This is a genomic window from Pseudomonas sp. Z4-7 (assembly GCF_051131965.1).
Classification (GTDB): Bacteria; Pseudomonadota; Gammaproteobacteria; order Pseudomonadales; family Pseudomonadaceae; genus Aquipseudomonas.
The window spans coordinates 1217316-1244050 of sequence record NZ_CP071642.1 but is presented as its reverse complement, the minus strand read 5'-3'; the positions used below and the strand labels follow the sequence as shown (position 1 = coordinate 1244050).

The window sequence follows — 26735 nt, the reverse complement described above, 5'->3', positions numbered from 1 at the left end:
AGTAGTGCACATGAACAATGACTACACCCAAAGACCATAGTAGCCTTCGCTGGCGCTTGAACTTGAGGAGTCCTGCATGTCCGTCCGTCGCACCAAAATCGTCGCTACCCTTGGCCCGGCCAGTAACTCGCCGGAAGTTCTCGAACAGCTGATTCTGGCTGGCCTGGACGTTGCCCGCCTGAACTTCTCCCACGGCACCCCCGACGAGCACAAGGCTCGTGCCAAGCTGGTGCGCGACCTGGCCGCCAAGCATGGCCGCTTCGTCGCCCTGCTGGGTGACCTGCAAGGCCCGAAAATCCGCATTGCCAAATTCGCCAACAAGCGCATCGAGCTGAAGATCGGTGACAAGTTCACCTTTTCCACCAGCCATCCATTGACCGAGGGTAACCAGCAAGTCGTCGGTATCGACTACCCGGACCTGGTCAAGGACTGCGGCGTGGGCGACGAGCTGCTGCTCGACGACGGCCGCGTGGTGATGCGCGTCGAGACCGCCACCGCCACCGAACTGAACTGCGTCGTGACCATCGGCGGCCCGCTGTCGGACCACAAGGGTATCAACCGTCGCGGCGGCGGCCTGACCGCTCCGGCCCTGACCGATAAAGACAAGGCCGATATCAAGCTGGCCGCGGAAATGGAAGTCGACTACCTGGCGGTGTCCTTCCCGCGCGACGCGGCGGACATGGAATACGCCCGTCAACTGCGCGACGAAGCCGGCGGTACCGCCTGGCTGGTAGCCAAGATCGAACGCGCCGAAGCCGTGGCCGACGATGAAACCCTCGATGGCCTGATCAAGGCGTCCGACGCCGTGATGGTGGCCCGTGGCGACCTCGGCGTGGAAATCGGCGATGCCGAACTGGTAGGCATCCAGAAGAAGATCATCCTGCACGCACGCCGCCACAACAAAGCGGTGATCGTTGCGACCCAGATGATGGAGTCGATGATCCAGAACCCGATGCCGACCCGCGCAGAAGTGTCCGACGTAGCCAACGCCGTGCTCGACTACACCGACGCCGTGATGCTCTCGGCCGAAAGCGCCGCCGGCCTCTACCCGCTCGAAGCGGTGCAGGCCATGGCACGTATCTGCATCGGCGCTGAAAAGCACCCGACCGGCAAGACCTCCAGCCACCGCATCGGCAAGACCTTCGAGCGCTGCGACGAGAGCATTGCCCTGGCGACCATGTACACCGCCAACCACTTCCCGGGCGTAAAGGCGATCATCGCCCTGACCGAAAGTGGCTACACGCCGTTGATCATGTCGCGCATTCGCTCCTCCGTGCCGATCTATGCGTTCTCCCCGCACCGCGAAACCCAGGCCCGTGCCGCCATGTTCCGTGGCGTCTACACCGTGCCGTTCGACCCGGCTGCCCTGCAACCGGGCGAAGTCAGCCAGGCGGCGGTGGATGAATTGGTCAAGCGTGGCGTGGTGCAGACCGGCGACTGGGTCATCCTGACCAAGGGCGACAGCTACCACACCATCGGCGGCACCAACGGGATGAAAATCCTGCACGTCGGCGACCCGATGGTTTGATGACCGGTTGCTGAAAACAAAAGCCCCGCCATGTGAATGGCGGGGCTTTTTGGTTTCTGGCTTTGGGAAAGTAGGTGGCTGATCCACCGCCATCGCGAGCAAGCTCGCTCCCACAGGGTATGTGCACGCCGCCGATCCAATGTGGGAGCGAGCTTGCTCGCGATGGCGATCTGTCAGACGCCGCCATCCTCCCGGGTCAGAAACACATCCGCCAGCAACTGATTACGCGGCAGTCCCGCCAGGTACAAACGCTTGGCAAACGCCTCGACCCGGTCCGGATGACCGCACACCAGGGCCTGGGTCTGGCGCGAAGCCAGGTGCAGTTGCGCGAGCGCCGCTGGCGCCTCGGCTGCGGTCAATAGCTCGACGTTCAGGTTGGGGTGTTTGGCCGCCAGTGCCTTCAGAGGTTTATCCAGGTAATGCCCGGCCTCATCATGGGCCACGTGAATCAGCCGAATCGTGCCTTGGTGTTGCTGGCGCAGGGCTTCACGGAGGATGCCGAACAGCGGTGCCAGGCCGGTGCCAGCGGCCAGCAGCCAGAGCGGCCGATCGTGCCAGTCGGCGTCGTAATGCAGCGCGCCGCCGCGCAGTTCGCCGAGGCGGATCGGGTCTCCGGTGCTCAGTTGTCGCGCCGCGTCGACGAATTGGCCGGGCTCGCGACAATCGAGGTGAAACTCCAGGAAACGATCATCTTCGGGCAGGCTCGCCAGGGAGTACGGACGGGCCACGTCACCGACCCACAACACCAGATGTTGCCCGGCTCGATAACGCAGTGGTCGTTGCGGGCTGATGCGCAGGCGTAGCACGTCAGCCCCCAGCCAATCCACCGCGTCCACCGCGGCGGCCTGGCCGTCGCGCTGCGGATCAAAGGTGTGGATCTGCACGTCTTCGATTACCTGGCACTGGCATGCCAGGCGCCAGCCGTTATCTCGCTGCGCCGGGCTCAGGGCGTCGGGACGGCTGTCACGCACATCCCCCTTCACACATTGCACCAGGCAGGCATGGCAACTGCCGGCACGGCAGCTATAGGGCACCGGCACGCCGCCGTGGTTAAGCGCGTCCAGCAGGTTGCCGCCAGCCGCCACCGTCCATTGCCGGTCGGCGACTTTCAGTTCAGGCATCGACGTTCTCCCAGGCGGCGGCGCAACGGTTGCGGCCGTCCCGCTTGGCACGGTACAAGGCCTGGTCGGCGCGCTGCAAGGCGCTGTCCAGGTCATCGCCGATTTCCAGCATGGTCATCCCCACCGACAAACTGAGGTTGCCCACCGGCAGATCGACCAATCGAACCTCGGTGAACGCCAGCCGCAATCGCTCGCAACAGGCCGTCAGGCGCGTGGGATCGCAAGCGGGGAGCAGCATGACAAACTCCTCGCCACCGTAACGGGCCAGCACATCGCCCTCGCGCAGGCACGCCGTGGCGACAGCGGCGAAAGCCTGCAATACCTGGTCGCCCGCGGCATGGCCATGCAGGTCGTTGATGCGTTTGAAATGGTCGAGGTCGATCAAGGCCAGGCCATGGGCGACGCCGGGCCTGAGGGTATTGAGCTCGCGGCCGGCCAGGCGCAGGAAGTGCCGGCGGTTGAACAGGCCGGTCAGTTCATCGGTGGCCACCAGGTCTTCGAGCTGGCGCATCATGCCGCGCAATGTGTCCTGGTGCGCCTGCAAGGCAAACCGACGCTGGCGCATGCGTTGACGCGAGGTCTGGACGTAGCGGGCGTACAACACCAGCCACACCAGCACGATGAACAGCACGCACACCTGCAGACCGGCCAGCGTCGGATCGGGCAGGCGAAAGAAATAACCGTCCCAGAGCGTGATCCCGGTGAAGCTGATGAACACCAGCGTCGCGCAACGCACAAAGGCCCGGCGGGACAGGTGAAACAGCCCGAACAGCAGGATCAGCACATAGAACACCAGGAACACGCCCCGGGCCTGGTCCAGGTGCGCCATCATCCAGGTCTGCCAGCCCAGGCCGATCCAGACCTGTATTTCCGTGAGGCTGGGGTCGGCGAATCGCAGGTTGCGGTCGGTGATGAACAGCGTGAACAGACCGGCCTGGCACAGCACGACCAACAGGCTACCAACAATGACGCCACGCAATGTGTCGAGGTAATGACCACTGAAAAACGCCAGCCACAACAATACCAGTGCCAGCGCATAAGTCGTGGCTGCGAGGGCAAAGCGTTTAAGCAAAAGACGTTGGATGGCGTTATGGGTCAATCGGTGACTCACCATGGGAAAGGAGACTGACAGAGGCGTCCTACGCTACAGGCCAGACGCCACTTTAGTGGCGTGTTCGGCAAATGACCATTCAATTCTGGCGCAGAAAAATGGCGTCAAAGCAATGGCCCAGATTGACGCATCTACCAACCCCGACGCTGCCCCCCGTGGCGAGGGAGCTTGCTCCCGCTGGGCTGCGTAGCGGCCCCAAGATTTTGCGGTCGCTGCGCAACCGAGCGGGAGCAAGCTACCTCGCCACGGGGTGCATTCCAGCCCTCCAACCCGCAGGTCGCCATCGCGAGCAAGCTCGCTCCCACAGGCTGCGTGTCTGCGATATACTGCCGCGCCTTTTTAGCGTCGCGCCAGCATGCCCGGCGTGCCTTGACCTGAGGTCAGCTGCAAGCCGCTAGCTCCAAGCGGCAAGTTCAGAGCAGTACGCATACTGCTTCAGCTTGCCGCTTGAAGCTTGCAGCTCGAAGCTGCCTTATAGAATGTTCCCGTCTTTAGAGAGGAGCGCGACTCATGACCGTGATCAAGCAAGATGACCTGATACAGAGCGTCGCCGACGCCTTGCAGTTCATTTCCTATTACCACCCCGTGGATTTCATCCAGGCGATGCACGAGGCCTACCTGCGCGAAGAATCGCCGGCGGCCCGTGATTCCATGGCGCAGATCCTGATCAACTCGCGCATGTGCGCCACCGGCCATCGGCCGATCTGCCAGGACACCGGTATCGTGACCGTGTTCGTGCGCGTGGGCATGGACGTGCGTTGGGATGGCGCGACCATGGGCCTGGACGACATGATCAACGAGGGCGTGCGTCGCGCCTACAACCTGCCGGAAAACGTCCTGCGCGCATCGATCCTCGCCGACCCGGCAGGCGCGCGCAGGAACACCAAGGACAACACCCCGGCGGTCATCCACTACTCCATTGTCCCGGGCAACACCGTGGAAGTGGACGTGGCGGCCAAGGGCGGCGGCTCCGAGAACAAGTCGAAGATGGCCATGCTCAACCCGTCCGACTCCATCGTCGACTGGGTACTCAAGACCGTTCCGACCATGGGCGCCGGCTGGTGCCCACCGGGCATGCTCGGCATCGGCATCGGTGGCACCGCCGAGAAAGCCGCGGTGATGGCCAAGGAAGTGTTGATGGAATCCATCGACATCCACGAGCTCAAGGCCCGCGGCCCGCAGAACCGTATCGAAGAGATGCGCCTGGAGCTGTTCGAGAAGGTCAACCAACTCGGCATCGGTGCCCAGGGCCTGGGCGGCCTGACGACCGTGCTCGACGTGAAGATCATGGATTACCCGACCCACGCCGCTTCCCTGCCGGTGTGCATGATCCCCAACTGCGCCGCCACCCGTCATGCCCACTTCGTGCTCGACGGCAGCGGCCCGGCCTCGCTGGAAGCGCCACCGCTGGACGCCTACCCGGAAATCGTCTGGGAAGCCGGTCCGTCGGCGCGTCGCGTGAACCTCGACACCCTGACCCCGGAAGAAGTGCAGAGCTGGAAGCCGGGCGAAACGGTATTGCTCAACGGCAAGATGCTCACCGGTCGCGACGCGGCGCACAAGCGCATGGTCGAGATGCTGAACAAAGGTGAAACCCTGCCGGTGGACCTCAAGGGCCGCTTCATCTACTACGTTGGCCCGGTCGACCCGGTCGGCGACGAAGTGGTTGGCCCGGCCGGCCCGACCACCGCCACGCGGATGGACAAGTTCACCCGCCAGATCCTCGAGCAGACCGGCCTGTTGGGCATGATCGGCAAATCCGAGCGCGGCCCGACCGCCATCGAAGCGATCAAGGACAACAAGGCGGTCTACCTGATGGCCGTCGGCGGTGCCGCTTACCTGGTGGCCCAGGCGATCAAGAAATCCAAGGTCCTGGCCTTCGCCGAACTGGGGATGGAAGCGATCTACGAGTTCGAGGTCAAGGACATGCCGGTGACCGTTGCGGTTGACAGCAAGGGCGAGTCGGTGCACATCACCGGTCCGGCGATCTGGCAGCAGAAGATCAGCGAAAGCCTGGCGGTCGAAGTGCAGTAACGCGCATTTTGCCGTTGTGAAAAAGGCCGGTGGGGCGACAAGCTCACCGGCCTTTTTTTGTGATACGACAATCAAAACCTGTGGGAGCGAGCCTGCTCGCGAAAGCGCTTTGTCAGTCGACATCAATGCAGAGTGTTCCACCGTTTTCGCGAGCAGGCTCGCTCCCACAAGGGTTGGGTCACCGCAGACCCAGCGTAGGAGCTTGCTCGCGATGGCGGTGGTGCAGGCCCGAAGCCGATCCAGCATGCTATCTTGCCCGCCCGACTTTCCACTGATTTACGCCAGCATGCCGACTACCCGTACCCTGCGCCTGTCGCTGTACACCCTGCTGATCCTCACTGGCGCTGCCATCGCCGCCAACCTCGCCGTGCGTCACGCCGAACGCGCGGCCCTGGAAGAGGACGCCAGCCGTGCCAGCCAGCAACTGGCGCTGTACGCCAACTCCCTTCATACCCTGATTGAACGCTACCGTGCCCTGCCCTCCGTGCTGGCGCTGGACCCACAACTGCGCGATGCCCTGAAGGGCCCGGTCAGTGCGGCGCAACAGGATGAACTGAATCGCAAGCTGGAAAAGATCAACGGCGCCGCGCAGTCCTCCACCCTGGAATTGCTGGACCATACCGGCCTGGCCGTAGCGGCCAGCAATTGGCGGCTGCCGAGCAGCTATGTCGGCCACAATTATGGTTTTCGTCCCTACTTCATCCAGACCCGCACCCAAGGCACCGGGCGGTTTTATGCCGTGGGCGTGACCAGTGGCATCCCCGGCTATTTCCTGTCGAGCGCGGTAACCGGCGACAACGGCGAGTTCCAAGGCGCCATGGTCGTGAAGCTGGAGTTCCCGGAGCTGGAGCGCGAGTGGCGCCAGGGCAGCGACACCTTGCTGGTCAGCGATGCGCGCGGCATCATTTTCATTGCCAACCGCCCGGGCTGGCGTTATCGCCACCTGCGCCCACTGGCCGACAGCGACCGCGCCGAACTCAAGGCTACCCGTCAATACGACAAGCAACCGCTGCAGCCCCTGGCCTTCGATCCGCTGCGACGCTTCGACGACAACAGCCATCTGGCCCGGGTCGAAGCGCCCGATGGCGCGGCGGACTATCTCTGGGAATCCCTGCCGTTGACCGGCGAAGGCTGGACCTTGCATTTGTTGCGCAGGCCGCAGATCGCCTTTGAAGACCTGCGCAACGCCGGGCTCGCCGCCGCCGGGTTGTGGCTGGCGCTGGTGTTCCTGCTGCTGTTTCTCAACCAGCGCTGGCGCCTGGCAAGACTGCGTCAACGCAGCCGCGAGGAACTCGAACGGCTGGTGGAGGAACGCACGCGTGAACTGCGCACTGCCCAGGACGGCCTGGTGCAATCGGCCAAGCTCGCGGCCCTGGGGCAGATGTCGGCAGCACTGGCCCACGAGATCAACCAGCCGCTGACCGCCCAGCGCATGCAGCTGGCGACCCTGCGCCTGTTGCTCGACCATGGTCGGGTGGAGGACGCCTACAAGGCGCTCAAACCGGTGGATGACATGCTCACACGCATGGCGGCCCTCACCGGCCACCTCAAAACCTTTGCCCGCAAAAGCCCGAGCGGCCTGCGAGAGCGCCTGGACCTGGCAGCGGTGGTCGACCAGGCCCTGCAATTGCTGGAGACACGCCTGCGCGATGAACACGTCAGCACGGTGTTGCACCTGGCCCGCCCGGCCTGGGTTCGCGGCGACGCGATCCGCCTCGAACAGGTGCTGATCAACCTGCTGCGCAACGCTCTCGACGCGATGGTCGACCAACCGATCAAGCGCCTGGAAGTGCGCCTGCAGGCCGATGAGCAGTTGTGGTGCCTGACGGTGAAAGACAGCGGCGGCGGAATTGCCGAAGAGCACCTGGCCCAGGTGTTCGACCCCTTTTTCACCACCAAGGCCGTCGGCGATGGCCTGGGCCTGGGCCTGGCGGTGTCGTTTGCGATCATTCATGAATCCGGCGGGCGGCTGATAGCGGGCAATCACGAAAACGGCGCGGTATTCTGCGTCACCTTGCCCATCGATCCGGAGGCGCCGTTGCATGCTTGATTCGGTCATAGTCGTCGATGACGAGAGCAGTATCCGCAGTGCCGTGGAGCAGTGGCTGAGCCTGTCCGGATTCCGCGTGCAGTTGTTCAGCCGCGCCGAAGACTGCCTGGTGCAGTTGCCGGAGAATTTTGCCGGGGTGATCCTGAGTGACGTGCGCATGCCTGGGCTCACCGGCCTGGAACTGTTGGCCGAAGTACGCAAGCGCGACCCCGACCTGCCGGTGATTCTGTTGACCGGTCACGGCGATGTACCGATGGCGGTGGAAGCCATGCGCGACGGGGCCTACGACTTCCTGGAAAAACCCTTCAGCCCTGAAGCCCTGCTGGGCAGCCTGCGTCGCGCCCTCGATAAACGTTTCCTGGTGCTGGAGAACCGGCGACTGCACGAGCAGGCCGACGCCAAGGCCCGGCTGGACACCACGCTGCTGGGCGTCTCCCGGCCTTTGCAGAACCTGCGCCGCCAGGTGCTGGACCTGGCGACCCTGCCAGTCAACGTGTTGATTCGCGGCGAAACCGGCAGTGGCAAGGAACTGGTCGCCCGCTGCCTGCATGATTTCGGCCCAAGGGCGAGCAAGCCTTTCGTGGCGCTGAACTGTGCGGCCATTCCCGAGCCGCTGTTCGAGGCCGAACTGTTCGGCCATGAAAGCGGCGCGTTCACCGGCGCCCAGGGCAAACGCATCGGCAAGCTCGAATATGCCGATGGCGGCACGCTGTTTCTTGATGAAATCGAAAGCATGCCCCTGGCGCAACAGGCCAAGTTGCTGCGGGTTCTGCAGGAAAAGAAACTCGAGCGCCTGGGCTCCAACCAGAGCATCCCGGTGGACCTGCGCATCATTGCCGCGACTAAACCGGACCTGTTGGACGAAGCCCGTGCCGGGCGGTTCCGCGAAGACCTGGCCTATCGGCTGAATATCGCCGAACTGCGCCTGCCGCCGCTGCGGGAACGACGCGAAGACATCCCCTTGCTGTTCGAGCATTTCGCCCACAGCGCCGCCGAACGCCTGGGCCGCCCGGCAACGCCGCTGAGCGGCCCGCAACTGAGCCATTTGCTCAGCCATGACTGGCCGGGCAACGTGCGCGAACTGGCCAACGTCGCCGAACGCCAGGTGCTGGGCCTGGATCAACTGCCCGTCGAGGATGCGGCGCCCGGCCAATCCCTGGCGGCCCGGCAGGAAGCCTTCGAAGCGCAATGCCTGCGCGCCGCCCTCGCGCGACACAAGGGCGACGTGAAAGCCGTGCTCGAAGAGCTGCAACTGCCGCGCCGTACCTTCAATGAAAAGATGCAGCGGCATGGATTAAATCGGGAGATGTTTTTGCAGGAGCGCTGATTTTTTCCGCTGCCTGCTCTGCCCTCTTCGCGAGCAGGCTCGCTCCCACAGGGACCTGCGAATACTGAACCCATGTGGGAGCGAGCCTGCTCGCGAAGAGGCCCCGACACATCACTTGATAAGCGGATTTCCGCCCAACCCCTTAGCCACAATAAGCGGATTTCCGCTTATATGCCGCCATAAACCCCTCTAAACCGGCCCTCCGCCACCTGGCACAGCTCCTGCTATAGCCCTGGCAGGCTGCGTTCACACGCGCTCCACAAAAACAATTAAACGAAGGATCCTTCAATGGATAACTCCAACGCCCTGCCCATTGGGTCGGCTGCCGTGCCCGCCCGTGAAAGAACCACCGCCAGCCGGATCAAATCGATCTTCAGCGGCTCGGTCGGCAACATGGTCGAGTGGTACGACTGGTACGTCTATGCCGCTTTCTCGTTGTACTTCGCCAAAGCCTTCTTCCCCAAGGGCGACACCACCGCCCAACTGCTCAACACTGCCGCGATCTTCGCCGTCGGCTTCCTGATGCGCCCGATCGGCGGCTGGCTGATGGGCCTGTACGCCGACCGCGCCGGCCGTAAACGCGCGTTGATGGCCTCTGTGTACCTGATGTGCTTCGGCTCGCTGATTATCGCCCTGAGCCCGAGCTACGAAACCATCGGCGTCGGCGCGCCGATCCTGCTGGTCTTCGCCCGCTTGCTCCAAGGCTTGTCGGTGGGTGGCGAATACGGCACGTCGGCCACCTACCTGAGCGAGATGGCGACCAAGGAACGACGTGGTTTTTTCTCCAGCTTCCAGTACGTGACCCTGATCTCCGGCCAGCTCATCGCCCTCGGCGTGCTGATCGTGCTGCAGCAGGTCCTCACCACCGAGCAACTCTACGCCTGGGGCTGGCGCATCCCGTTCGCCATCGGCGCGCTGTGCGCAGTCGTGGCGCTGTACCTGCGTCGCGGCATGGAAGAAACCGAGTCGTTCACCAAGAAGGAAAAAGCCAAGGAAAGCGCGATGCGCACCTTGATGCGTCATCCCAAGGAACTGCTGACGGTGGTCGGCCTGACCATGGGCGGTACGCTGGCGTTCTACACCTACACCACCTACATGCAGAAGTACCTGGTGAACACCGTCGGCATGAGCATCTCCGACTCCACCACCATTTCCGCCGCCACGCTGTTCCTGTTCATGTGCCTGCAACCGATCATCGGTGGGCTGTCGGACAAGATCGGTCGCCGGCCGATCCTGATTGCCTTCGGCATCCTGGGCACGTTGTTCACGGTGCCGATCCTCACCACCCTGCACACCATCCAGACTTGGTGGGGCGCGTTCTTCCTGATCATGGCCGCGCTGATCATCGTCAGCGGCTACACCTCGATCAACGCGGTGGTGAAAGCCGAGCTGTTCCCTACCGAGATCCGCGCCCTCGGCGTCGGCCTGCCGTACGCCCTGACCGTATCGATCTTCGGCGGCACCGCCGAATACATCGCGCTGTGGTTCAAGAGCATCGGCATGGAAACCGGCTACTACTGGTACGTGACAGGCTGCATCGCGGTATCGCTGCTGGTCTACATCACCATGAAAGACACCCGCAAGCACTCGCGAATCGTGACGGACTGATAGTCAAGGCGTAGCAACAGAAGGGGCTGACCTCACCGGGTTCGCCCCTTTTTCGTTCCAGGTTTTCGAGATTAATTCTCACTTAATGACCGCACTTCATTCTCATCTCCATCAAAACATTGATTGGAGCATGACCATGAAAACCCAACTCATTTTCGCCCTGACCCTCTCCGTATTGGCCACCAGCGCCTTTGCCGACGACGGCTTCGACCGCACCGGCACCGCCGCTTTTATCGCCGGCACCCATGACCGCAGCGGCTCGGCCTCTGTTGCCAGACAAGATGAAAATCACGCCACCGAGCCGACCGTCGCAACACAGGGCTCCGACCGCGCCGATGCGGCGTCCACCAATTGATTCCGGTATATCACTAAACCCTGTGGGAGCGAGCTTGCTCGCGATGACAGTGTGTCAGACAGAAATTTTTATCTGATACGCCGCCATCGCGAGCAAGCTCGCTCCCACATGTTTTCGGGGTGCTGACAAAACGGGCTGATCACTGCACTATCGTCGGATTCCCTTTTTAAGCACCGGACCTCCACATCTTCATGCCCGACGATATCCATTACTACGAACCCGCAAACGGTCACGGCCTGCCCCACGATCCGTTCAACGCGATCGTCGGTCCACGGCCCATTGGCTGGATTTCTTCCCAGGACGGCGAAGGTCGCCTGAACCTGGCGCCTTACAGTTTCTTCAACGCCTTTAACTACGTTCCGCCGATCATCGGTTTCTCAAGTGTCGGGCGCAAAGACAGCCTGAACAATATCGAGCAGACCGGGGAGTTCGCCTGGAACCTCGCCACCCGCCCGCTGGCCGAGCAGATGAACCAGAGCTGCGCAATGGTCGCGCCAGAGGTCGATGAGTTCGAACTGGCAGCTCTGACGGCCGCCCCGTCGCGGGTAATCCAGGTACCGCGCGTGGCGGAGAGCCCGGTGTCCTTCGAATGCAAGGTCACCCAGATCATTCAGCTGCAACGTGCCGACAAGGCGCTTGTACCGAGCTGGCTGATCCTCGGCGAAGTCGTCGCCGTGCATATCGCCAAATGGCTGTTGAAGGATGGGGTATACGACACTGCCGCCGCCGAGCCGATTTTGCGTGGCGGCGGGCCGGCGGATTACTTCCAGCTGGGGCCGGAAGCGTTGTTCAGGATGCATCGCCCGAAGTAAATGTGGCGAGGGGATTTATCCCCGCTGGGCTGCGTAGCAGCCCCCAAAGCGGAACATCTGATACGCCAAGGCGGCTGGTCTCAGGGCCGCTACGCGCCCCAGCGGGGATAAATCCCCTCGCCACGAAAACAACCCAGAAATGCGATTACCAGATCAGGCCGCCTTCGCCATCGACACCCTGCAGGTGAGTCAACTGCTGGGCAGCCGCTTCATCGGCTTTGAAAGCAGTCTCGAACGTCTGCTCTTCGAGCACTTTGTTGAAGCGAGGCTTGTCGGGACTGCCGATGGCCTTGGTGGCGATGGCTGCGTAATAGCCGCCACCCTCCTTGGGAACAACAGCGGAAACAGCTTCAAAAGTTTCAAAGGCTTTGCGTGCCATAATGCGCATCCTGGCGGTTGGAATGACCGTCATTAAACCTTCAACCGGCCAGTTTGTGTACCTTCGCCATACACCCTTCGGTCGCCTTGGCGGCAGACACTTCGCGAAAGGTATGGAAATCCAGGCTGCTCACCACCAGGTCCTGTACCAGCTCGGCGAAGATCGCCATTGCCGGGGAATTGAAGTAGGCCTCCATCGCCTGCTGGTGAGTCCACAGCCCGGACACCAGCCACAGGTCGGCGTCGCATTGCGATTGCTGCAAGGCGAAGTGCAGGCAACCGGGAGCTTGCCGCGACGGGGTGATCAAGGTACTCAGGCGCGCACCCAATTGCTGACTGCAGCCGGCTCGTGCCCGCACGAAAGCCATGTGACTGACGGGGATCTGTGTAGTCATGTTCAACCCTCCCAGGTGATCCGTTGTGCAGCCGGGGACGGGCTGCGACAGGATCAAAGGTTAAGCGCCCTGACGCCAGCTTCGTTAGTCGATTCCTGCCGACACATTGCACGATCCTGCCCGCAGATGCCGCCGGCCTGGCTTGGAACCGACACAAATAGCGCAACTTGAAACAAAAGGTTTCAAGCAAGTTTCGAGCAGGTTGCACCGTCCCGATCCGACAGGCCGTGCAGGATCAGGCAAGCTTTCAACAGGATGTTGCTACCGCTGCGCCTTGCACAAATTTAAGCTGCGTCCATCGCATCCCTATCATCCGAGGATTTCGGCATGTCGCCACTCGATCACGCCCACGTCCCGCTGGACACTTACCTGGAACAACAGCGCGCCGAGCTGGCATCGATCATCGAACGCAATACCAGCGAGGACGGCAGCTACGCCACGGCCATCGGTTCGCTGCACCTGTCGCGCCACAGCCAGCCGCATAGATTTGCCCCGGTGCTGGCCCAACCGGCGCTGTGCATCATGGCCCAGGGCAGCAAGCAAGTGCGCCTGGCAGACGAACTGTTCAACTACGACCCGTTGCACTACCTGGTGGTCTCGGTCTCGATGCCATTGAGCGGGTGCATCGCCGACGTGTCGCCCGAACACCCGATCCTGGCGCTGCGCCTGGACATCGACCCGGCGGAAATCACCGCGCTGATCGCCGACGCCGGTCCCTTGGGCGTACCGACCCGCCCCGCCGGTCGCGGCCTGTATGTCGAGCGCCTGGACACGCCGATGCTCGATGCGGTGCTGCGCCTGGCACGGTTGCTGGACAGCCCGAAAGACATCGCCATGCTCGCGCCACTGGTGCGCCGGGAAATCCTCTATCGCCTGCTGCGCAGCCCGCAAGGCTACCGGCTGTATGAAATCGCCATTGCCAACAGCCAGAGCCATCGCATCAGCCAAGCGATCAAATGGCTCAACGGCCATTTCGAACAGCCGCTGCGCATCGACGACCTGGCCCGGGAAGTCAACCTCAGCGTCTCGACCCTGCACCATCGTTTCAAGGCAATGACCGCCATGAGCCCGTTGCAGTACCAGAAGCAATTGCGCCTGCAGGAAGCCCGTCGCCTGATGCTGGCCGAAGGGCTGGAAGCCTCGGCGGCAGGGTATCGCGTGGGTTATGAAAGCCCGTCGCAGTTCAGCCGCGAATACAGCCGGCTGTTCGGCGCGCCGCCGCTGAGGGACCTGGCGCGGTTGCGGATGACCGTTTGATCTGTACTTTGTGCTGACTGGGCCGGCCTCATCGCGAGCAAGCTCGCTCCCACAGGGATCGGCGGTGAACGCAACATTTATAGCCAACAGAGATTCCCATGTGGGAGCGAGCTTGCTCGCGATGGGGCCAGTAAAGGCACCTCAATACTTCGCCGCCCAAAGGTCCTGATCAATCTCGATCAACGTCGGCCCCCGCCGCTCACGTGCAGCAAGCAACGCCACCCGCAATGACGGCACATCCTCAACCGCCTCGGCATCACAGCCCAACGCCTTGGCGACACCGATGAAATCCGGCGTGTAGATGTCCACGCCCACCGGTTCGATGGCACGGTTGACCATGTATTTCCTGATCTCTTCGTAGCCCTGGTTATTCCACAGCAATACGATCACCGGTACCCGCGCTTCCACGGCGCTGGCCAGTTCCGGCAGGCTGAATTGCAGGCCACCATCGCCGATCAGGCACACTACCGGCGGGCGGCCATGGGCGTTATCGACACCGCCAAGCCAGGCGCCGATCGCCGCCGGCAATGCGTAGCCGAGGGTGCCGTAGCCGGTCGAGGAGTTGAACCAGCGGCGCGGCTGTTCGAGATTGAAGGTGAGGTTGCCGGTGTACACCGGCTGGGTGGAATCGCCGACAAAGACCGCCTCGGGCAGCGTCTGCAAAACGCTGTCGAGGAACACGGTCTGGGCGCGAGTCGGTTCATCCCACAGTCGGTCGACTTCAGCCCACAGCCGCGCTACACGCGCCACTCCCCAGTCGTCCTGGCGTGCATCGGGCGCTTGCAGGCTCGGCGCGTCGAGCAAGCCGCGAGCAGCACTTCGCGCATCGGCCACCAGCGCCAGTTTCGGTGGGTAATTGCGCACGGTCTGGTCGGGGTCGATGTCGACGCGCAGCAGCGCACCGGGAATCTCGAAGCCGCCGGCGAAGGTCACGTCATAGTCGGTCTCGGCCAGTTCGGTACCGATGGCCAGCACAACATCGGCCTCGGCCACCAAGGCCCGGGTCGCGACCAGGCTCTGGGTAGAGCCGATCAGCAATGGGTGCCGGGACACCAGCAAGCCCTTGGCATTGATGGTCAACGCCACCGGTGCACCGAGGCGTTCGGCCAGTTCGGTCAATTCGGCTGCTGCATCGATGGCGCCCCCGCCGGCAAGAATCAGTGGCCGTCTGGCCGTCGCCAGCAATGCCGCCATCTGCTCCACGGCGTCTGGCGCAGCCCCGGCGCGGCTGACCCGGACCGGTGTCCTGCACAACAGCGCATCGGCGTCCTCAACCAGCACGTCCAGCGGGATTTCGATGTGCACCGGCCGTGGGCGCCCGGCCTGGAACACCGCAAAGGCGCGGGCCAATACGCCGGGCAACTCGGCAGCCGACATCAACGTATGGGAAAACGCCGCCACGCCGCCCACCATCGAACTCTGGTTCGGCAGCTCATGCAACTTGCCGCGCCCGCCGCCCAACTGGCTGCGTGACTGCACGCTGGAGATCACCAGCATCGGGATCGAGTCGGCATAAGCCTGGCCCATGGCGGTGGCGATGTTGGTCATGCCCGGCCCGGTGATGATGAAACACACCCCCGGCTTGCCGCTGACCCGCGCATAACCGTCGGCCATGAACCCGGCGCCTTGCTCGTGACGCGGCGTCACATGACGGATGCTTGAACGGGCCAGCCCGCGATACAACTCGACGGTGTGCACGCCAGGAATGCCAAACACCTGCTCCACACCATAAGCTTCGAGTAACTTGACCAATACTTCGCCGCACGTCGCCATTGCCATCGCCTTTTTCTTTGGGAATGGCGTTATTGGAACGGTCGGGCCATAGCGACAACAATCGATAAAAAGTCATACTAGCCATGTCTTCAAGTCATGGCTCGGCCTCAATGAAACGACTTCCTCCGCTGCCGGCGCTGCACACCTTCCTGATCACCGCCCAATGTTGCAACTTCACGCGTGCGGCGGAACTGCTGCATATCACTCAAGGTGCGGTGAGCCGACAAATTGCCGGACTGGAAGCGCACCTGGGTTACCCGCTGTTTCACCGCCAGGCGCGTGGCCTGAGCCTGACCGCCGAAGGCCAGGCGTGGCTGCCGCGGGTGCAGCAGGTGTTCGGCCTGATCGGCGAGGCGCTGGAGCAGATCGGCGAGAAACGCCAGGCCCTGCAACTCAAGGCGCCGACCTGCGTGATGCGCTGGTTGCTGCCGCGCCTGTTGCAATGGCAAAAGGAACGGCCAGACGTGCCGGTGGAGCTGACCACCACGATCCGGCACGGCGTGAATTTCCAACGGGAAACCTTCGACGCGGCGGTCGTCTACGGCCCGCCGCCCGATGCCTCGTTGGCCTGCCTGCACCTGTTCGATGAACAACTGACGCCGGTCTGCTCCCCGCCGCTGCTGGAAGGCCCCGCACCGTTGCGCTCGCCCGCCGACCTGCAACAGCACTTGCTGCTGCACCCCACCACCGACGAGCGCGACTGGAACGCCTGGCTCGCCGAGGCCGGCGTCCACCTGAACAACGTCAGCAAGGGCCAGCATTTCGAAACCCTGGACTTGGCGATGTCCATGGCGTCCCAGGGTACGGGCGTGGCGATTGGCGACTGGTCGCTGATCGGCGACGACCTCAGCGCCGACAGGCTGGTGGCGCCGTTCGAATTGAAGGTCAGGACCGGGCTGGGTTATCACCTGGTGCATCCGCGCAAGGCCCAGGTGTCTGGGCAGTTGCAGGAATTGATGGAATGGCTGGTGAAGCAGGCTCGCGCACGGTAGCCCCCCTGTGGTGAGGGAGCTTGCTCCCTCACCACAGGGGATCGTGCGAGTCTTGAAGATCAAAGCAGATTAGGCGCCTGCGCCGGCTCGACCTGCGCCCAGTGCGAGGTGTCTTCGCGGTGCTGCTGCAAGTAGGGCAACACCGCGCCCAGCAAGGGTTCCTTGAAGGCTTCTTGAAAGCGATGGGCGAGGCCTGGGATCAGTTTCAATTGACTGCCACGGATGTGCGCCGCCAGGTGCACACCATGCATCACCGGCAGCAACGGATCGGCGGTGCCATGGACCACCAGGGTCGGCACCTGCAATTGATTGAGCAGCGCCACCCGACTCGGCTCGGCCAGAATTGCCATGATCTGACGCTTCACACCTTCGGGGTTGAAGGCCCGGTCGTAAGCCACGGCGGCCTGATGCAGCAAGGCCTGCCGGTCATCGACCACCATCGGGCTGCCCAGCGCGGCGAGCAGGTCGGCCTGTTGCTCAAGCGCCACTTCACGATTCGGCGCGCTGCGCCGTGACAGCAACTGCACCAGCGTTTCACTGGGCGCCGGCAAGCCTGCGGCGCCGGAACTGGTCATGATCAGGGTCAGGCTCTCGACCCGTTGCGGCGCCATCGCCGCCATATGCTGGGCGATCATCCCGCCCATGCTCACGCCCAGTACATGGAAGCTTTGCACCTGCAAGGCATCCATCAAGCCCAGGCCATCGGCGGCCATGTCGGTCAAGGTATAAGGCGCGGCCACCGGCAAGCCAAGCTTGTAGCGCAAGGCTTCGAAGGTCAGGTTGGCAGTGCCGGGGGCCTGGCGCCAGGCGGACAGACCCACATCCCGGTTGTCGTAGCGAATCACCCGGAAACCCTGTTCGCACAGCGCCACCACCACTTCGTCCGGCCAATGGATCAACTGACCGCCCAGCCCCATCACCAGCAGCAGCGCGGGATCCGAAGCACGGCCGATGCTCTGGTACGCCAGGCTTACCTGGTCCAGGTCGACCCGTTGGGTCGCGACATTGACATCACAACGAGAAGCCGCCAACGACGGCAGGCCGCACAACAATGCGGCCAGAAAAATGAATACACGCATGAACAAACACCAGAACGCAGAACCCCAATAGAGCGCAAGTCTGATGAAGTTTGTTCAAGCGCGCTGCCACAGTTGCGTGACAGTTTGATGAAGATTGCCGAGTGGTTATCTGAATCCCCGATTCTCCGTGGCGAGGGAGCTTGCTCCCGCTGGCCGGCTGGCGCTCCAGTGCGTAGCAGCCCTTTGGGTCCGTCTGAAGCACCGTGACGACAGGTAGATTTTGGGTCATTGTCGACAGCCGGCCCCACATGAGACAAACTCAACCTTTTCGTATTTATCACAAGATTTACTCATGGAGCCACCCGGTGCTTGAACTCCGTCACTTGAAGACCCTGCACGCCCTGCGCGAAGCCGACAGCCTGGTGGAGGCCGCCGAGCGGCTGCACCTGACCCAGTCCGCGCTGTCCCACCAGTTCAAGGAACTGGAGGAGCGCCTGGGCATGCAGCTGTTCGTGCGCAAGACCAAACCGGTCCGGTTCACCAGCGCCGGCCTGCGCCTGTTGCAACTGGCGGATGCCGCCCTGCCATTGCTGCGCAGCGCCGAGCGGGACATCGCGCGGCTGGCCGGCGGCACCGCCGGGCGTCTGCACATGGCTATCGAGTGCCACAGCTGCTTCCAATGGCTAATGCCGACCATCGACCAGTTCCGCGATGCCTGGCCGGAAGTCGAGCTGGACCTGGCCTCGGGCTTCGCCTTCGCCCCGCTGCCGGCCCTGGCCCGGGGCGACCTCGACCTGGTGGTCACTTCCGACCCGCTGGAGCTGGCGGGCATCACCTATGTGCCGCTGTTCACCTACGAGGCGATGCTCGCGGTGGCGAACCAGCATCGACTGGCGGGCAAACCGTACATCGTGCCCGAAGACCTGGTCAGCGAAACCCTGATCACCTACCCGGTGGAGCGCGATCGGCTGGACATCTTCACCCGTTTCCTGGAGCCGGCCGACATCGAACCGGCCCAGGTTCGCACCTCCGAGCTGACGGTAATGATGATGCAACTGGTTGCCAGCGGCCGGGGCGTCTGCGGCATGCCTCACTGGGCACTGCATGAATACAGCTCACGGGGCTACGTGAAGGCCAAGCGGCTAGGGGAGAAAGGTCTGTTCGCCACCCTCTACGCGGCGGTGCGCACCGACATGCTCGACGCGCCGTACATGCGCGATTTTTTGCTGACGGCCAAGGACACATCGTTTTCCACCCTCGACGGTGTCAGTGCCGTGCGCTGACCGCTTTTGTGGCGAGGGAGCTTGCTCCCGCTTGGGCGCGAAGCGGCCACAAGAAAGGTCTGCTGCGCACTGGAGCGCCAGCCGGCCCAGCGGGAGCAAGCTCCCTCGCCACAAAAGCCATCACTCCAATCTTCGGTGAGATCAGAGTTCAAGCCACATGTGGATCTTGTCGAAATAATCATCGCCCACGCGAATCGCCATCGGTTCGAGCCCGTACAAAACGAAGCCGCTGCGCTGGTAGAGTTTGACGGCCGGGTCGTTGCCGGCGGTGACGGTCAGTTGCACCAGCCGCAGAAAGGCGTGACGACGGGCTTCGGCGAGGGCCGCCTGGACCAGTTGCTGGCCAAGCCCCCCTTGGCGATGGGCTGCGGCGACGTACATGCCGAACAGGGTCGCCTTGTGCCGGGCCTTCAACCGAGGCTCCAGGGACAGGCCGACGATACCCACCAGTTCGTCCACCACGAACGCCCCGAGGATCACATCGAGCCGGCTGGTCAGGCGCGATTCCCACCAATTGATGGGCAGCGTCGCCCGCTCATTGGCACTGGAGGTGAAAGCCTCTGGGTGCAACTCATAGGCCTGGAGCATCAACTCCCGATAGCCCTGGGCATCCGCCACCTTCAGCCGTCGGATGTTCACGCCGAACGCCGTTGCTCAAGCATCAGTCGCAGCGCCAGCGCACCGAGAACAAACCCCATGAAATAGCGCTGCGCCGCCAGCCAGGTCGGGTTGTGGACAAACCACGAGGCGATGCCGGCGGCGAACAGCGCGATCAGCAGGTTGACGCTGAAGCTCACGCTGATCTGAGTCAGCCCGAGGATGATGCTCTGGGTGAACAGCGAGCCGTGCTCCGGGCTGATGAACTGCGGAAACACCGACAGGTAGAACACCGCGATCTTCGGGTTCAAGGCACTGGTGAGAAAACCCATGGTGATCAGCTTGCGGGTCGAGTCTGCCGGCAACTGCTGGGCCTGAAAAGGCGAGCGAGCCCCCGGCTTCACCGCTTGCCAGGCCAGCCAGAGCAGATAAAGCGCACCGGCCCACTTGAGGATTTCATAAGCCATCGGCACTGCCAGGAACACCGCGGTCAGCCCCGCCGCCGCGGCGAACATGTGCACGAAGAAGCCCGCCACCACGCCAAGCAAGGAGGTGACGCCGGCCTTGCGGCCCTGACAGATCGAACGGGAAATCAGGTAGATCATGTTCGGGCCGGGCGTGAGCACCATCAACAACGCGGCGGCGGCGAAAATCAGCAGGTCCGGCAATGGAATCATGGCGTCAGTCCTTGAGTCTTGAATCAGCAGGTCGCGAGACAAGTGGCTCGATAAAACGGCAGGATCACCTCGCCTGTCAACGGCGCCAGCAACAAATCGCCGGTGCCGGCCGGATCGATCCAACAGACTTCCTCGATCTCGGCGGCGGGAGAAACCGGGGCGTCGATGTCCAGCAAAAACACTTCGGCCTGCACGGTAAAACCCGGCTCGTTGGCGGCCGGCGCGCTGAACTGTCCAAGGTGACGAGCCTGCGCCGGATCGATCCTCAGGCCGAGTTCCTCCTCCAGCTCCCGAGCCAGGGCCTGGACCGGTTGCTCACGGGCTTCGATCTTGCCACCCGGTTGCATGAAGGCCTGGGTGCCGCGCTTGCGTACCAGCAGGGTCCGGCCGTCAGGGCCGATGAGCAGGGCGGCGGCGATACGGATGAGAGCAATGGTCATGATCAAAGGCCTCGGGCAGAAAATGCCGGGGCAGATTACAGGGGGAGGCGGTGGGAGCAAAGCCTGGCCCAGATCCCCAACCCGACAAAGCCCCATTGTGGGAGCGAGCTTGCTCGCGATGGCAGTGGATCAGTTGAAAATATTTGACTGACACTCCGCTATCGCGAGCAAGCTCGCTCCCACAGGGAACCCATCGTCCGGCAGATTTTCATCACCCCAAAATCGGCTTCGGCGCCGCAGGATCCGCTTCCTCCTCGGGGATCTTGACGAACACGCTGTACCGCGCCCCTTCCATCGCCTCGAAGGCGATGAGTTTTTCGATCAGCGGAGCACTCATGACCTTGCCGGCATTGAGCAACAGCATGCCGTTGTCGGCATTGAGGTTGCGGGCCAGGACCATGCCGGCCGCCAGCTCGCGGGTGGTCACGACCTTCACCGTCGGGTCGGACAAGGTCACGTCTTCCAGGTACTCGGCGCAGGCCTTGATGAAGTCCTCGACCATGTCCGGGTCGTACAGCTTGCCGGCGTATTTGCGGATGTAGACCAGTGCTTCATCGCTGTTCATCTGCCGCTCCAGGATCAACCCGCGCTGCAATTCGATGAAATCCACCGCCAGTTTCAACAGTCGCGAACCGAACGGAATCGCCTCGCCCTTGAGGTGATCGGGGAAACCGCTGCCATCCCAGCGCTCCTGGTGATGGAGAATGATGCGCGCCGCGTCCTTCATCGGGTCGAGGGTCATCAGCAGCGATTCACTCTGCTTCGGATAGGCGCGGTACAGCTCCAGTTCGCTGTGGTGCAGCATGTCGGCGGGCGTGACCATCATGTTATCGGTCCAGCTCAGCTTGCCGATGTTGTAGAGGGCGGCGGCCATGGTCAGGTCGCGGTCGGTGGACTCATCGAGAAAGTTGAGCCGGCTGTAGACCCGGATCAACTCGATGATCTGCCGGTTGGTCTGCTTGGCCTTGGGCAGGCGCAGGTTGGCGATCAGCGAGAACACTTCAGTGCCGGTCACGTAGCTGCGCTTGAGCTCTTCGTAGGCCAGGTCGAGCATGTCGGCGGTCTGCTGCAGCTCGGCAGTGCGCGACGCCACGCGTTTTTCCAGCGTGGCGTTGAGGGTCTTGAGTTGCTGGTTCTGCTCGCGGTTCAACGCTTCGAGGCGCTGACGCTCGCTTTCCGAATGCTGGTGGGCCAAGGCCTGGCGCAGGGCCTGCACCAGTTCCTCGTCATTCCAGGGTTTGCTGAGGTAGCGATAGAGCTGCCCCTCGTTGATGGCCTTGGTCATCATGTCCACGTCGGCGTAGCCGGTGAGCAGGATGCGCAAGGTCGATGGATACAGCTTGCGGATTTCCGCCAGCAGCGTGGCGCCGTCCATGTTCGGCATCCGGGCGTCGGTCATCACCAGGTCGACCGGCCGCTCCTTGAGGATTTCCAAGGCCTTCGCACCGCTGTCGGCCAGCAGGATTTCATACGGTTGGCTGCGCAACAGCCGACGCAGGCTGTTGAGAATCGACTCTTCGTCATCCACCAGCAACACCGTCGGCTTCGCAGCAGGAACGTTCGACGACTGATCTTCCATTGGCACCCCCTCCTATTGACGATCACCGTTCTACCTTACCCCTGAAAGACAGGCTAGTAGATAGCGGACATTTAGACACAATTCGCCACCATGCACCGCGCGGTTTCCTTGAGCCGACTATGCTGTACCTCATGAAGGGCCAAGTACAGGCCGAATACTCATGCCAGCGAAAGGGATATCAGATGTTCCCACGGTTCCATAGTCAGCATCTCAACGGTGCACGGCCATGAGCCTGCCGATGGATAGATCCAATCGGCGGATCCTGATCGTCGACGACACGCCAACGATTCATGAGGATTTTCGAAAGATCCTCGCCCCCCATGTGATCCCCGAAGACAGCCTGAGCAGCGCCGAAGAAGCCTTGTTCGGCGCACCGGTGGTGATCGCCGCCCAGAGTTTCGAGCTGGAGTCGGCATTCCAGGGCATGGAGGCCTTGAGCAAGGTAGAAACGGCCCTGGCCCGGGGTAAACCCTTCGCCATGGCGTTTATCGACATGCGCATGCCGCCAGGCTGGGACGGTCTTGAAACCATCGAGCGGCTGTGGCGCGTCGATCCCAAGCTGCAAGTGGCGCTGTGCACCGCTTATTCGGATTATTCCTGGGAGGACATCGCCGATCGCCTGGAGTTGGGTGATCGCCTGCTGATCTTGAAGAAACCCTTCGACGCCATCGAGATCCGCCAGATGGCGAGCACCCTCACCGTCAAATGGCAGATGACCGAAGACGCGGCGCTGAAAATGGACATGCTCGAACGGGCGGTGGAGGAACGCACCCGGGAACTGGCCGACGCCAACATCATCGTGCAGAACAGCCCGACCATTCTTTATCGCCTGCGTGGCGAGCCGCCGTTCCCGCTGATGTACATCTCGCACAACATCACCAAGTTCGGCCATGTCGCGGCGCAACTGATCCGTTCGCCGGACTGGGCGCAAACCCTGATCCACCCCGACGATCAGGGCAAGGTCCAGGAGGCCATGGTCCGCGTCCTGGACCGCGACACGGCCGGGGCGTCCATCGAGTTTCGCATGCGCACCGGAGACGACACCTTTCGCTGGGTGGAGAACCGCTACATTCCAGTGCGCAATGAACAAGGCCTGCTGCTGGAAGTCGAGGGCATCATCCTCGACATCACCGAGCGCAAAGTGGCCGAGGAAAAGATCGCCCTGCTCGCCCGTACCGACGGCCTGACCGCGCTCGCCAACCGCGCCACCATGATCGAGCGCCTGCACCAGGCGTTCGCCGCCGCGCGCCGGGGGGCGGCGCCGTTTGCGATGTTCTACCTGGACCTGGACCATTTCAAGCGCATCAACGACACCCTCGGGCACCCCATCGGTGACCTGCTGTTGCAGGAAGTCGCGGCGCGCCTCAAGGGCTGTACCTGGGAAAACGACGTGGTGGCGCGCCTGGGCGGCGATGAATTCGCCATCCTGCAACTGGATGTCCACGAAGCGACGCACTGCGCCGCGCTGGCCGGCAAAATCCGTGACGCGTTGGTAGCGCCCTACTCCCTGGACGGCAACGACGTGCGCATCTCGGTGAGCATCGGCATCAGCCTGTACACGCCTCAAAGCCTGAGTGCCGACAGCCTGATGGCGCAGTCCGACATGGCCCTGTACCGCTCGAAAGAGAAGGGCCGCAACCAGTATCACTTCCACAACGAAGAGATCAATCAGGAAGTCACCGACCGGGTCGCCCTGGCCAATGACCTGCGCCAGGCCATCGAGAACAACGAACTGCATTTGCATTACCTGCCGGAAGTCGACCTCGGCACCGGCAAGATCCTCGGCATGGGCGTGCAGGTGCGCTGGAACCACCCCGAGCGCGGTTGGCTGGAGCCGGCGGCGTTCATGCCTGCCGCCGAGAAAACCGGGATCATCATCGGCCTCGGTCACTGGGTCCTGGACCAGGCGTGCCAGCAGATGCGCCAATGGCGCGATCAGGGCATGGCGCCGCCAGTGATCGCCATCGACCTGTCCCTGACCCAGCTCAAGACCGGCCCGGAACTGATCTACGACGTGCTGCGCACCACCGCGCGCTGGGAGCTGGCGCCCTGGGACCTGCGCTTCGATGTCACCGAGGCGACCCTGGCCCAGACCAAATGGACCCACAACGACGTGCTGCCACGGCTGTGCGAACTCGGCGTACAGGTCGCCATCGATGACTTCGGCACCGAGTATTCCTCGTTCGATTATCTGAAGACCTACCGCGTCAACCATCTCAAGCTCGCCCAGCGATTCCTCGACAGCGCCAACGCCGATCCGGAGAACGCCACGACCCTGCGGGCGATCATCAACTTTGCCCGGGACGTCGGCATCGGCATCATTGCCGAAGGCGTCGAGACCCAGGAACAACGCACCACCCTGATGTCCAGCGGCGGCTCGATGCAGGCCCAGGGGCATTACTTCAGTACCGTGGTCGACAGCGACCAGGCTGCCGCACTGCTCAAGGCCGGCACCATCGTGCCGGTGGCGGACCACTGGACCCGGCCGGCCGGCCAGCTATCGGAGAGCAACCCATGAACCCCATGTCGGTACCTGCCAACCGGCGAATCCTGGTGGTGGACGACACGCCCGCCATCCACCAGGATTTTCGCAAGATCCTCAGCCCCAGCGCCGGCAATGACGATTCGCTGGACGACACCGAGAGCCTGCTGTTCGGCACGCCGCAGGTCAATCGGTTGCAATTTCAGATCGACTCGGCCTATCAGGGCGAGGAAGCGCTGGAACTGGTCAAGCGCGCCCAGGCCGAGGGCCAGCCGTATGCGCTGGTATTCGCCGACATGCGCATGCCGCCGGGCTGGGACGGCCTGCAAACCATCGAACAGCTGTGGAAAGCCGACCCGCGGCTGCAAATTGCCCTGTGCACCGCGTATTCGGACTATTCCTGGGAAACCATGTCCGAACGCATCGAATTCGACGACCAGTTGCTGATTCTCAAGAAACCTTTCGACACTCTGGAAATCCGCCAGATGGCCAGCGCCATGACCTGGAAATGGCAACTGGCGCAAGACGCAGCGCGGAAAATGCGCAGCCTGGAGCGCACGATCGAAGAGCGGGTCCAGGAACTGCTCAAGGTTTCTCACCTGCTGCAATACGACGTCCTCACCGAACTGCCCAACAGCATGCTGCTCGGCGACCGCCTGACCCAGGCCCTGGCCCAGTGCCGCCGGCATGACCGGCAGCTGGCGGTGATGTTCATCGGCCTCGACCGCTTCAAGCGCATCAACAATGCGCTGGGCCATCCGGTGGGCGATGAAATGCTCAAGCGGGTGGCACGCACCCTGGCCACCGTGGTGCGTGAATCCGACTCGGTGTTTCGCTACGGCTCCGATGAGTTCGTGGTGATCCTCGGCGACGTCGCCGATCCGCAATTGATCAAGGGCGTGGCGGAAAAACTGCTCGCGGCGATCAACTCCCCACACCCCATCGACGGCCATGACCTGACGGTGACGGCAAGCCTGGGCATCAGCGTGTACCCGACTGACGGTTTCGACGCCGTGGCGCTGATCAAGAAAGCCGAGACGGCAATGCGCAACGTCAAGGAGACCGGCCCCAACGACTACCGTTTTTTCACCGAGGACATGAACCGCCGGGCACGGCAGCAGCAGACCATCGAATCAGGTTTGCGCCTGGCGCTGCAACGCAAGGAATTCGTGCTGCATTACCAACCCAAGCTCGATCTGACGAGCGGCGCGGTGGTCGGTGTCGAGGCACTGGTGCGCTGGAACCGGCCCGACCAGGGGCTCGTCTATCCGTCGGATTTCATTCCGGTGGCCGAAGACAGCGGGCTGATCGTACCGCTGAGCCAGTGGGTGCTCCAGGAAGCCTGCCAACAGGCCTGTCGCTGGCAAGCCGAGGGCATGCGGCCGCTGTACCTGTCGGTGAATGTCTCGGCGATCGATTTTCGCCAGCGCGGTTTCGTCGAAGGCATTGCGCGCACCCTCAAGGAAACCGGCCTGGACCCGACACAGTTGGAACTGGAGATCACCGAAAGCGTGCTCATGCAGAACATCGATACCACCGTCGCCACCCTCAAGGCCATCAAGCAGCTGGGGGTACGGCTGGCCATCGATGACTTCGGCACCGGCTATTCGAGCCTGAGTTACCTGCAGAAATTTCCGGTGGACGTGTTGAAGATCGATCAGTCGTTCGTCGGCGACCTGAGCATCGACAGCAACGACGCGAAACTGGTGAGCACCATCATCAGCCTGGGCAAGAGCTTGAACCTGCACATCATTGCCGAGGGTGTGGAAACCCGCGAGCAACTGGCGTTCCTCAAGGCGCACCAGTGCGAGGAAGCCCAGGGCTATTACTTCAGCAAGGCCGTGGAGCCGCAGGCCTTTGCCCAGTGGATGGCGGCATGGGAAAAAAAACCGAATCCGTTTTCATGAGCAATTGAGT

Annotated in this window: 22 protein-coding genes; 12 read left to right on the top strand and 10 right to left on the bottom strand. The window is 62.7% G+C overall.

Annotated features, from left to right (window positions below):
* The first annotated feature begins 76 nt into the window (after positions 1-76).
* Positions 77-1528 (top strand): pyruvate kinase, encoded by a 1452-nt coding sequence (gene pyk, locus J3P91_RS05350; RefSeq protein WP_305496457.1) that lies wholly within the window; start codon positions 77-79, stop codon positions 1526-1528.
* A gap of 173 nt (positions 1529-1701) precedes the next feature.
* Here pyk and J3P91_RS05345 read toward each other — a convergent pair whose 3' ends face one another.
* Both J3P91_RS05345 and J3P91_RS05340 read right to left on the bottom strand, forming a co-directional pair.
* Positions 1702-2649 (bottom strand): iron-sulfur-binding ferredoxin reductase, encoded by a 948-nt coding sequence (locus tag J3P91_RS05345; RefSeq protein WP_434602935.1) that lies wholly within the window; start codon positions 2647-2649, stop codon positions 1702-1704.
* Complete coding sequence (locus J3P91_RS05340; RefSeq protein WP_434602934.1) at positions 2642-3748, bottom strand: diguanylate cyclase domain-containing protein; 1107 nt, start codon at positions 3746-3748, stop codon at positions 2642-2644. The genes J3P91_RS05345 and J3P91_RS05340 overlap by 8 nt, the downstream gene beginning before the upstream one ends.
* Before the next feature lie 522 nt (positions 3749-4270).
* On the opposite strand from J3P91_RS05340, the gene J3P91_RS05335 reads away from it, so the two are divergent.
* From J3P91_RS05335 to J3P91_RS05310, 6 genes are all read left to right on the top strand, one after another.
* Positions 4271-5794: a fumarate hydratase gene (locus J3P91_RS05335; protein WP_305496463.1), complete on the top strand. Its 1524-nt coding sequence runs from the start codon at positions 4271-4273 to the stop codon at positions 5792-5794.
* A 286-nt stretch (positions 5795-6080) separates the two neighbouring features.
* Positions 6081-7844: a sensor histidine kinase gene (locus tag J3P91_RS05330; RefSeq protein WP_434602933.1), complete on the top strand. Its 1764-nt coding sequence runs from the start codon at positions 6081-6083 to the stop codon at positions 7842-7844.
* Positions 7837-9171: a sigma-54-dependent transcriptional regulator gene (locus J3P91_RS05325; protein WP_434602932.1), complete on the top strand. Its 1335-nt coding sequence runs from the start codon at positions 7837-7839 to the stop codon at positions 9169-9171. The genes J3P91_RS05330 and J3P91_RS05325 overlap by 8 nt, the downstream gene beginning before the upstream one ends.
* Positions 9172-9459: 288 nt before the next feature.
* Positions 9460-10779 (top strand): MFS transporter, encoded by a 1320-nt coding sequence (locus J3P91_RS05320; RefSeq protein ID WP_305496467.1) that lies wholly within the window; start codon positions 9460-9462, stop codon positions 10777-10779.
* Between the two features lie 136 nt (positions 10780-10915).
* Entirely contained in the window at positions 10916-11134 is a 219-nt protein-coding gene (locus tag J3P91_RS05315; protein WP_434602931.1) for a hypothetical protein, read from the top strand.
* Positions 11135-11325: 191 nt separating this feature from the next.
* Complete coding sequence (locus tag J3P91_RS05310) at positions 11326-11946, top strand: flavin reductase family protein (RefSeq protein WP_434602930.1); 621 nt, start codon at positions 11326-11328, stop codon at positions 11944-11946.
* 145 nt (positions 11947-12091) lie between these two features.
* Here J3P91_RS05310 and J3P91_RS05305 read toward each other — a convergent pair whose 3' ends face one another.
* Complete coding sequence (locus tag J3P91_RS05305) at positions 12092-12325, bottom strand: hypothetical protein (protein WP_434569659.1); 234 nt, start codon at positions 12323-12325, stop codon at positions 12092-12094.
* Positions 12326-12365: 40 nt separating this feature from the next.
* Positions 12366-12719, bottom strand: coding sequence for a putative quinol monooxygenase (locus J3P91_RS05300; protein WP_305496474.1), 354 nt, complete (start codon positions 12717-12719; stop codon positions 12366-12368).
* A gap of 327 nt (positions 12720-13046) precedes the next feature.
* On the opposite strand from J3P91_RS05300, the gene J3P91_RS05295 reads away from it, so the two are divergent.
* Positions 13047-13976, top strand: a complete 930-nt coding sequence (locus J3P91_RS05295) for an AraC family transcriptional regulator (protein ID WP_434602929.1) — start codon at positions 13047-13049, stop codon at positions 13974-13976.
* Between the two features lie 141 nt (positions 13977-14117).
* On the opposite strand, the gene J3P91_RS05290 is transcribed toward J3P91_RS05295, so the two are convergent.
* Positions 14118-15749: a 5-guanidino-2-oxopentanoate decarboxylase gene (locus tag J3P91_RS05290; RefSeq protein WP_434605002.1), complete on the bottom strand. Its 1632-nt coding sequence runs from the start codon at positions 15747-15749 to the stop codon at positions 14118-14120.
* A 110-nt stretch (positions 15750-15859) separates the two neighbouring features.
* On the opposite strand from J3P91_RS05290, the gene J3P91_RS05285 reads away from it, so the two are divergent.
* Positions 15860-16741, top strand: a complete 882-nt coding sequence (locus tag J3P91_RS05285) for a LysR substrate-binding domain-containing protein (protein ID WP_434602928.1) — start codon at positions 15860-15862, stop codon at positions 16739-16741.
* A gap of 59 nt (positions 16742-16800) precedes the next feature.
* On the opposite strand, the gene J3P91_RS05280 is transcribed toward J3P91_RS05285, so the two are convergent.
* Entirely contained in the window at positions 16801-17820 is a 1020-nt protein-coding gene (locus J3P91_RS05280) for an alpha/beta fold hydrolase (RefSeq protein WP_305496480.1), read from the bottom strand.
* A 305-nt stretch (positions 17821-18125) separates the two neighbouring features.
* On the opposite strand from J3P91_RS05280, the gene metR reads away from it, so the two are divergent.
* Positions 18126-19043, top strand: a complete 918-nt coding sequence (gene metR, locus J3P91_RS05275; protein WP_053124730.1) for a transcriptional regulator MetR — start codon at positions 18126-18128, stop codon at positions 19041-19043.
* A gap of 141 nt (positions 19044-19184) precedes the next feature.
* Here metR and J3P91_RS05270 read toward each other — a convergent pair whose 3' ends face one another.
* From J3P91_RS05270 to J3P91_RS05255, 4 genes are all read right to left on the bottom strand, one after another.
* Positions 19185-19682, bottom strand: coding sequence for a GNAT family N-acetyltransferase (locus J3P91_RS05270; RefSeq protein ID WP_434602927.1), 498 nt, complete (start codon positions 19680-19682; stop codon positions 19185-19187).
* Positions 19679-20317: a LysE family translocator gene (locus J3P91_RS05265; RefSeq protein ID WP_434602926.1), complete on the bottom strand. Its 639-nt coding sequence runs from the start codon at positions 20315-20317 to the stop codon at positions 19679-19681. Before J3P91_RS05265 ends, J3P91_RS05270 begins: the two co-directional genes overlap by 4 nt.
* A 23-nt stretch (positions 20318-20340) precedes the next feature.
* The gene (locus J3P91_RS05260) at positions 20341-20757 is read right to left on the bottom strand and encodes an NUDIX hydrolase (protein WP_434602925.1); all 417 of its coding nucleotides are present in this window, start codon (positions 20755-20757) and stop codon (positions 20341-20343) included.
* Between the two features lie 211 nt (positions 20758-20968).
* Positions 20969-22336: an HD domain-containing phosphohydrolase gene (locus J3P91_RS05255; RefSeq protein WP_434569665.1), complete on the bottom strand. Its 1368-nt coding sequence runs from the start codon at positions 22334-22336 to the stop codon at positions 20969-20971.
* A 226-nt stretch (positions 22337-22562) separates the two neighbouring features.
* Here J3P91_RS05255 and J3P91_RS05250 point away from each other — a divergent pair, with 226 nt between their 5' ends.
* Both J3P91_RS05250 and J3P91_RS05245 read left to right on the top strand, forming a co-directional pair.
* On the top strand, positions 22563-24854 hold the full coding sequence (locus J3P91_RS05250) for a GGDEF/EAL domain-containing response regulator (RefSeq protein WP_434602924.1): 2292 nt from the start codon (positions 22563-22565) through the stop codon (positions 24852-24854).
* On the top strand, positions 24851-26725 hold the full coding sequence (locus tag J3P91_RS05245) for an EAL domain-containing protein (RefSeq protein WP_434602923.1): 1875 nt from the start codon (positions 24851-24853) through the stop codon (positions 26723-26725). Before J3P91_RS05250 ends, J3P91_RS05245 begins: the two co-directional genes overlap by 4 nt.
* The last annotated feature ends 10 nt before the right edge of the window (positions 26726-26735 follow it).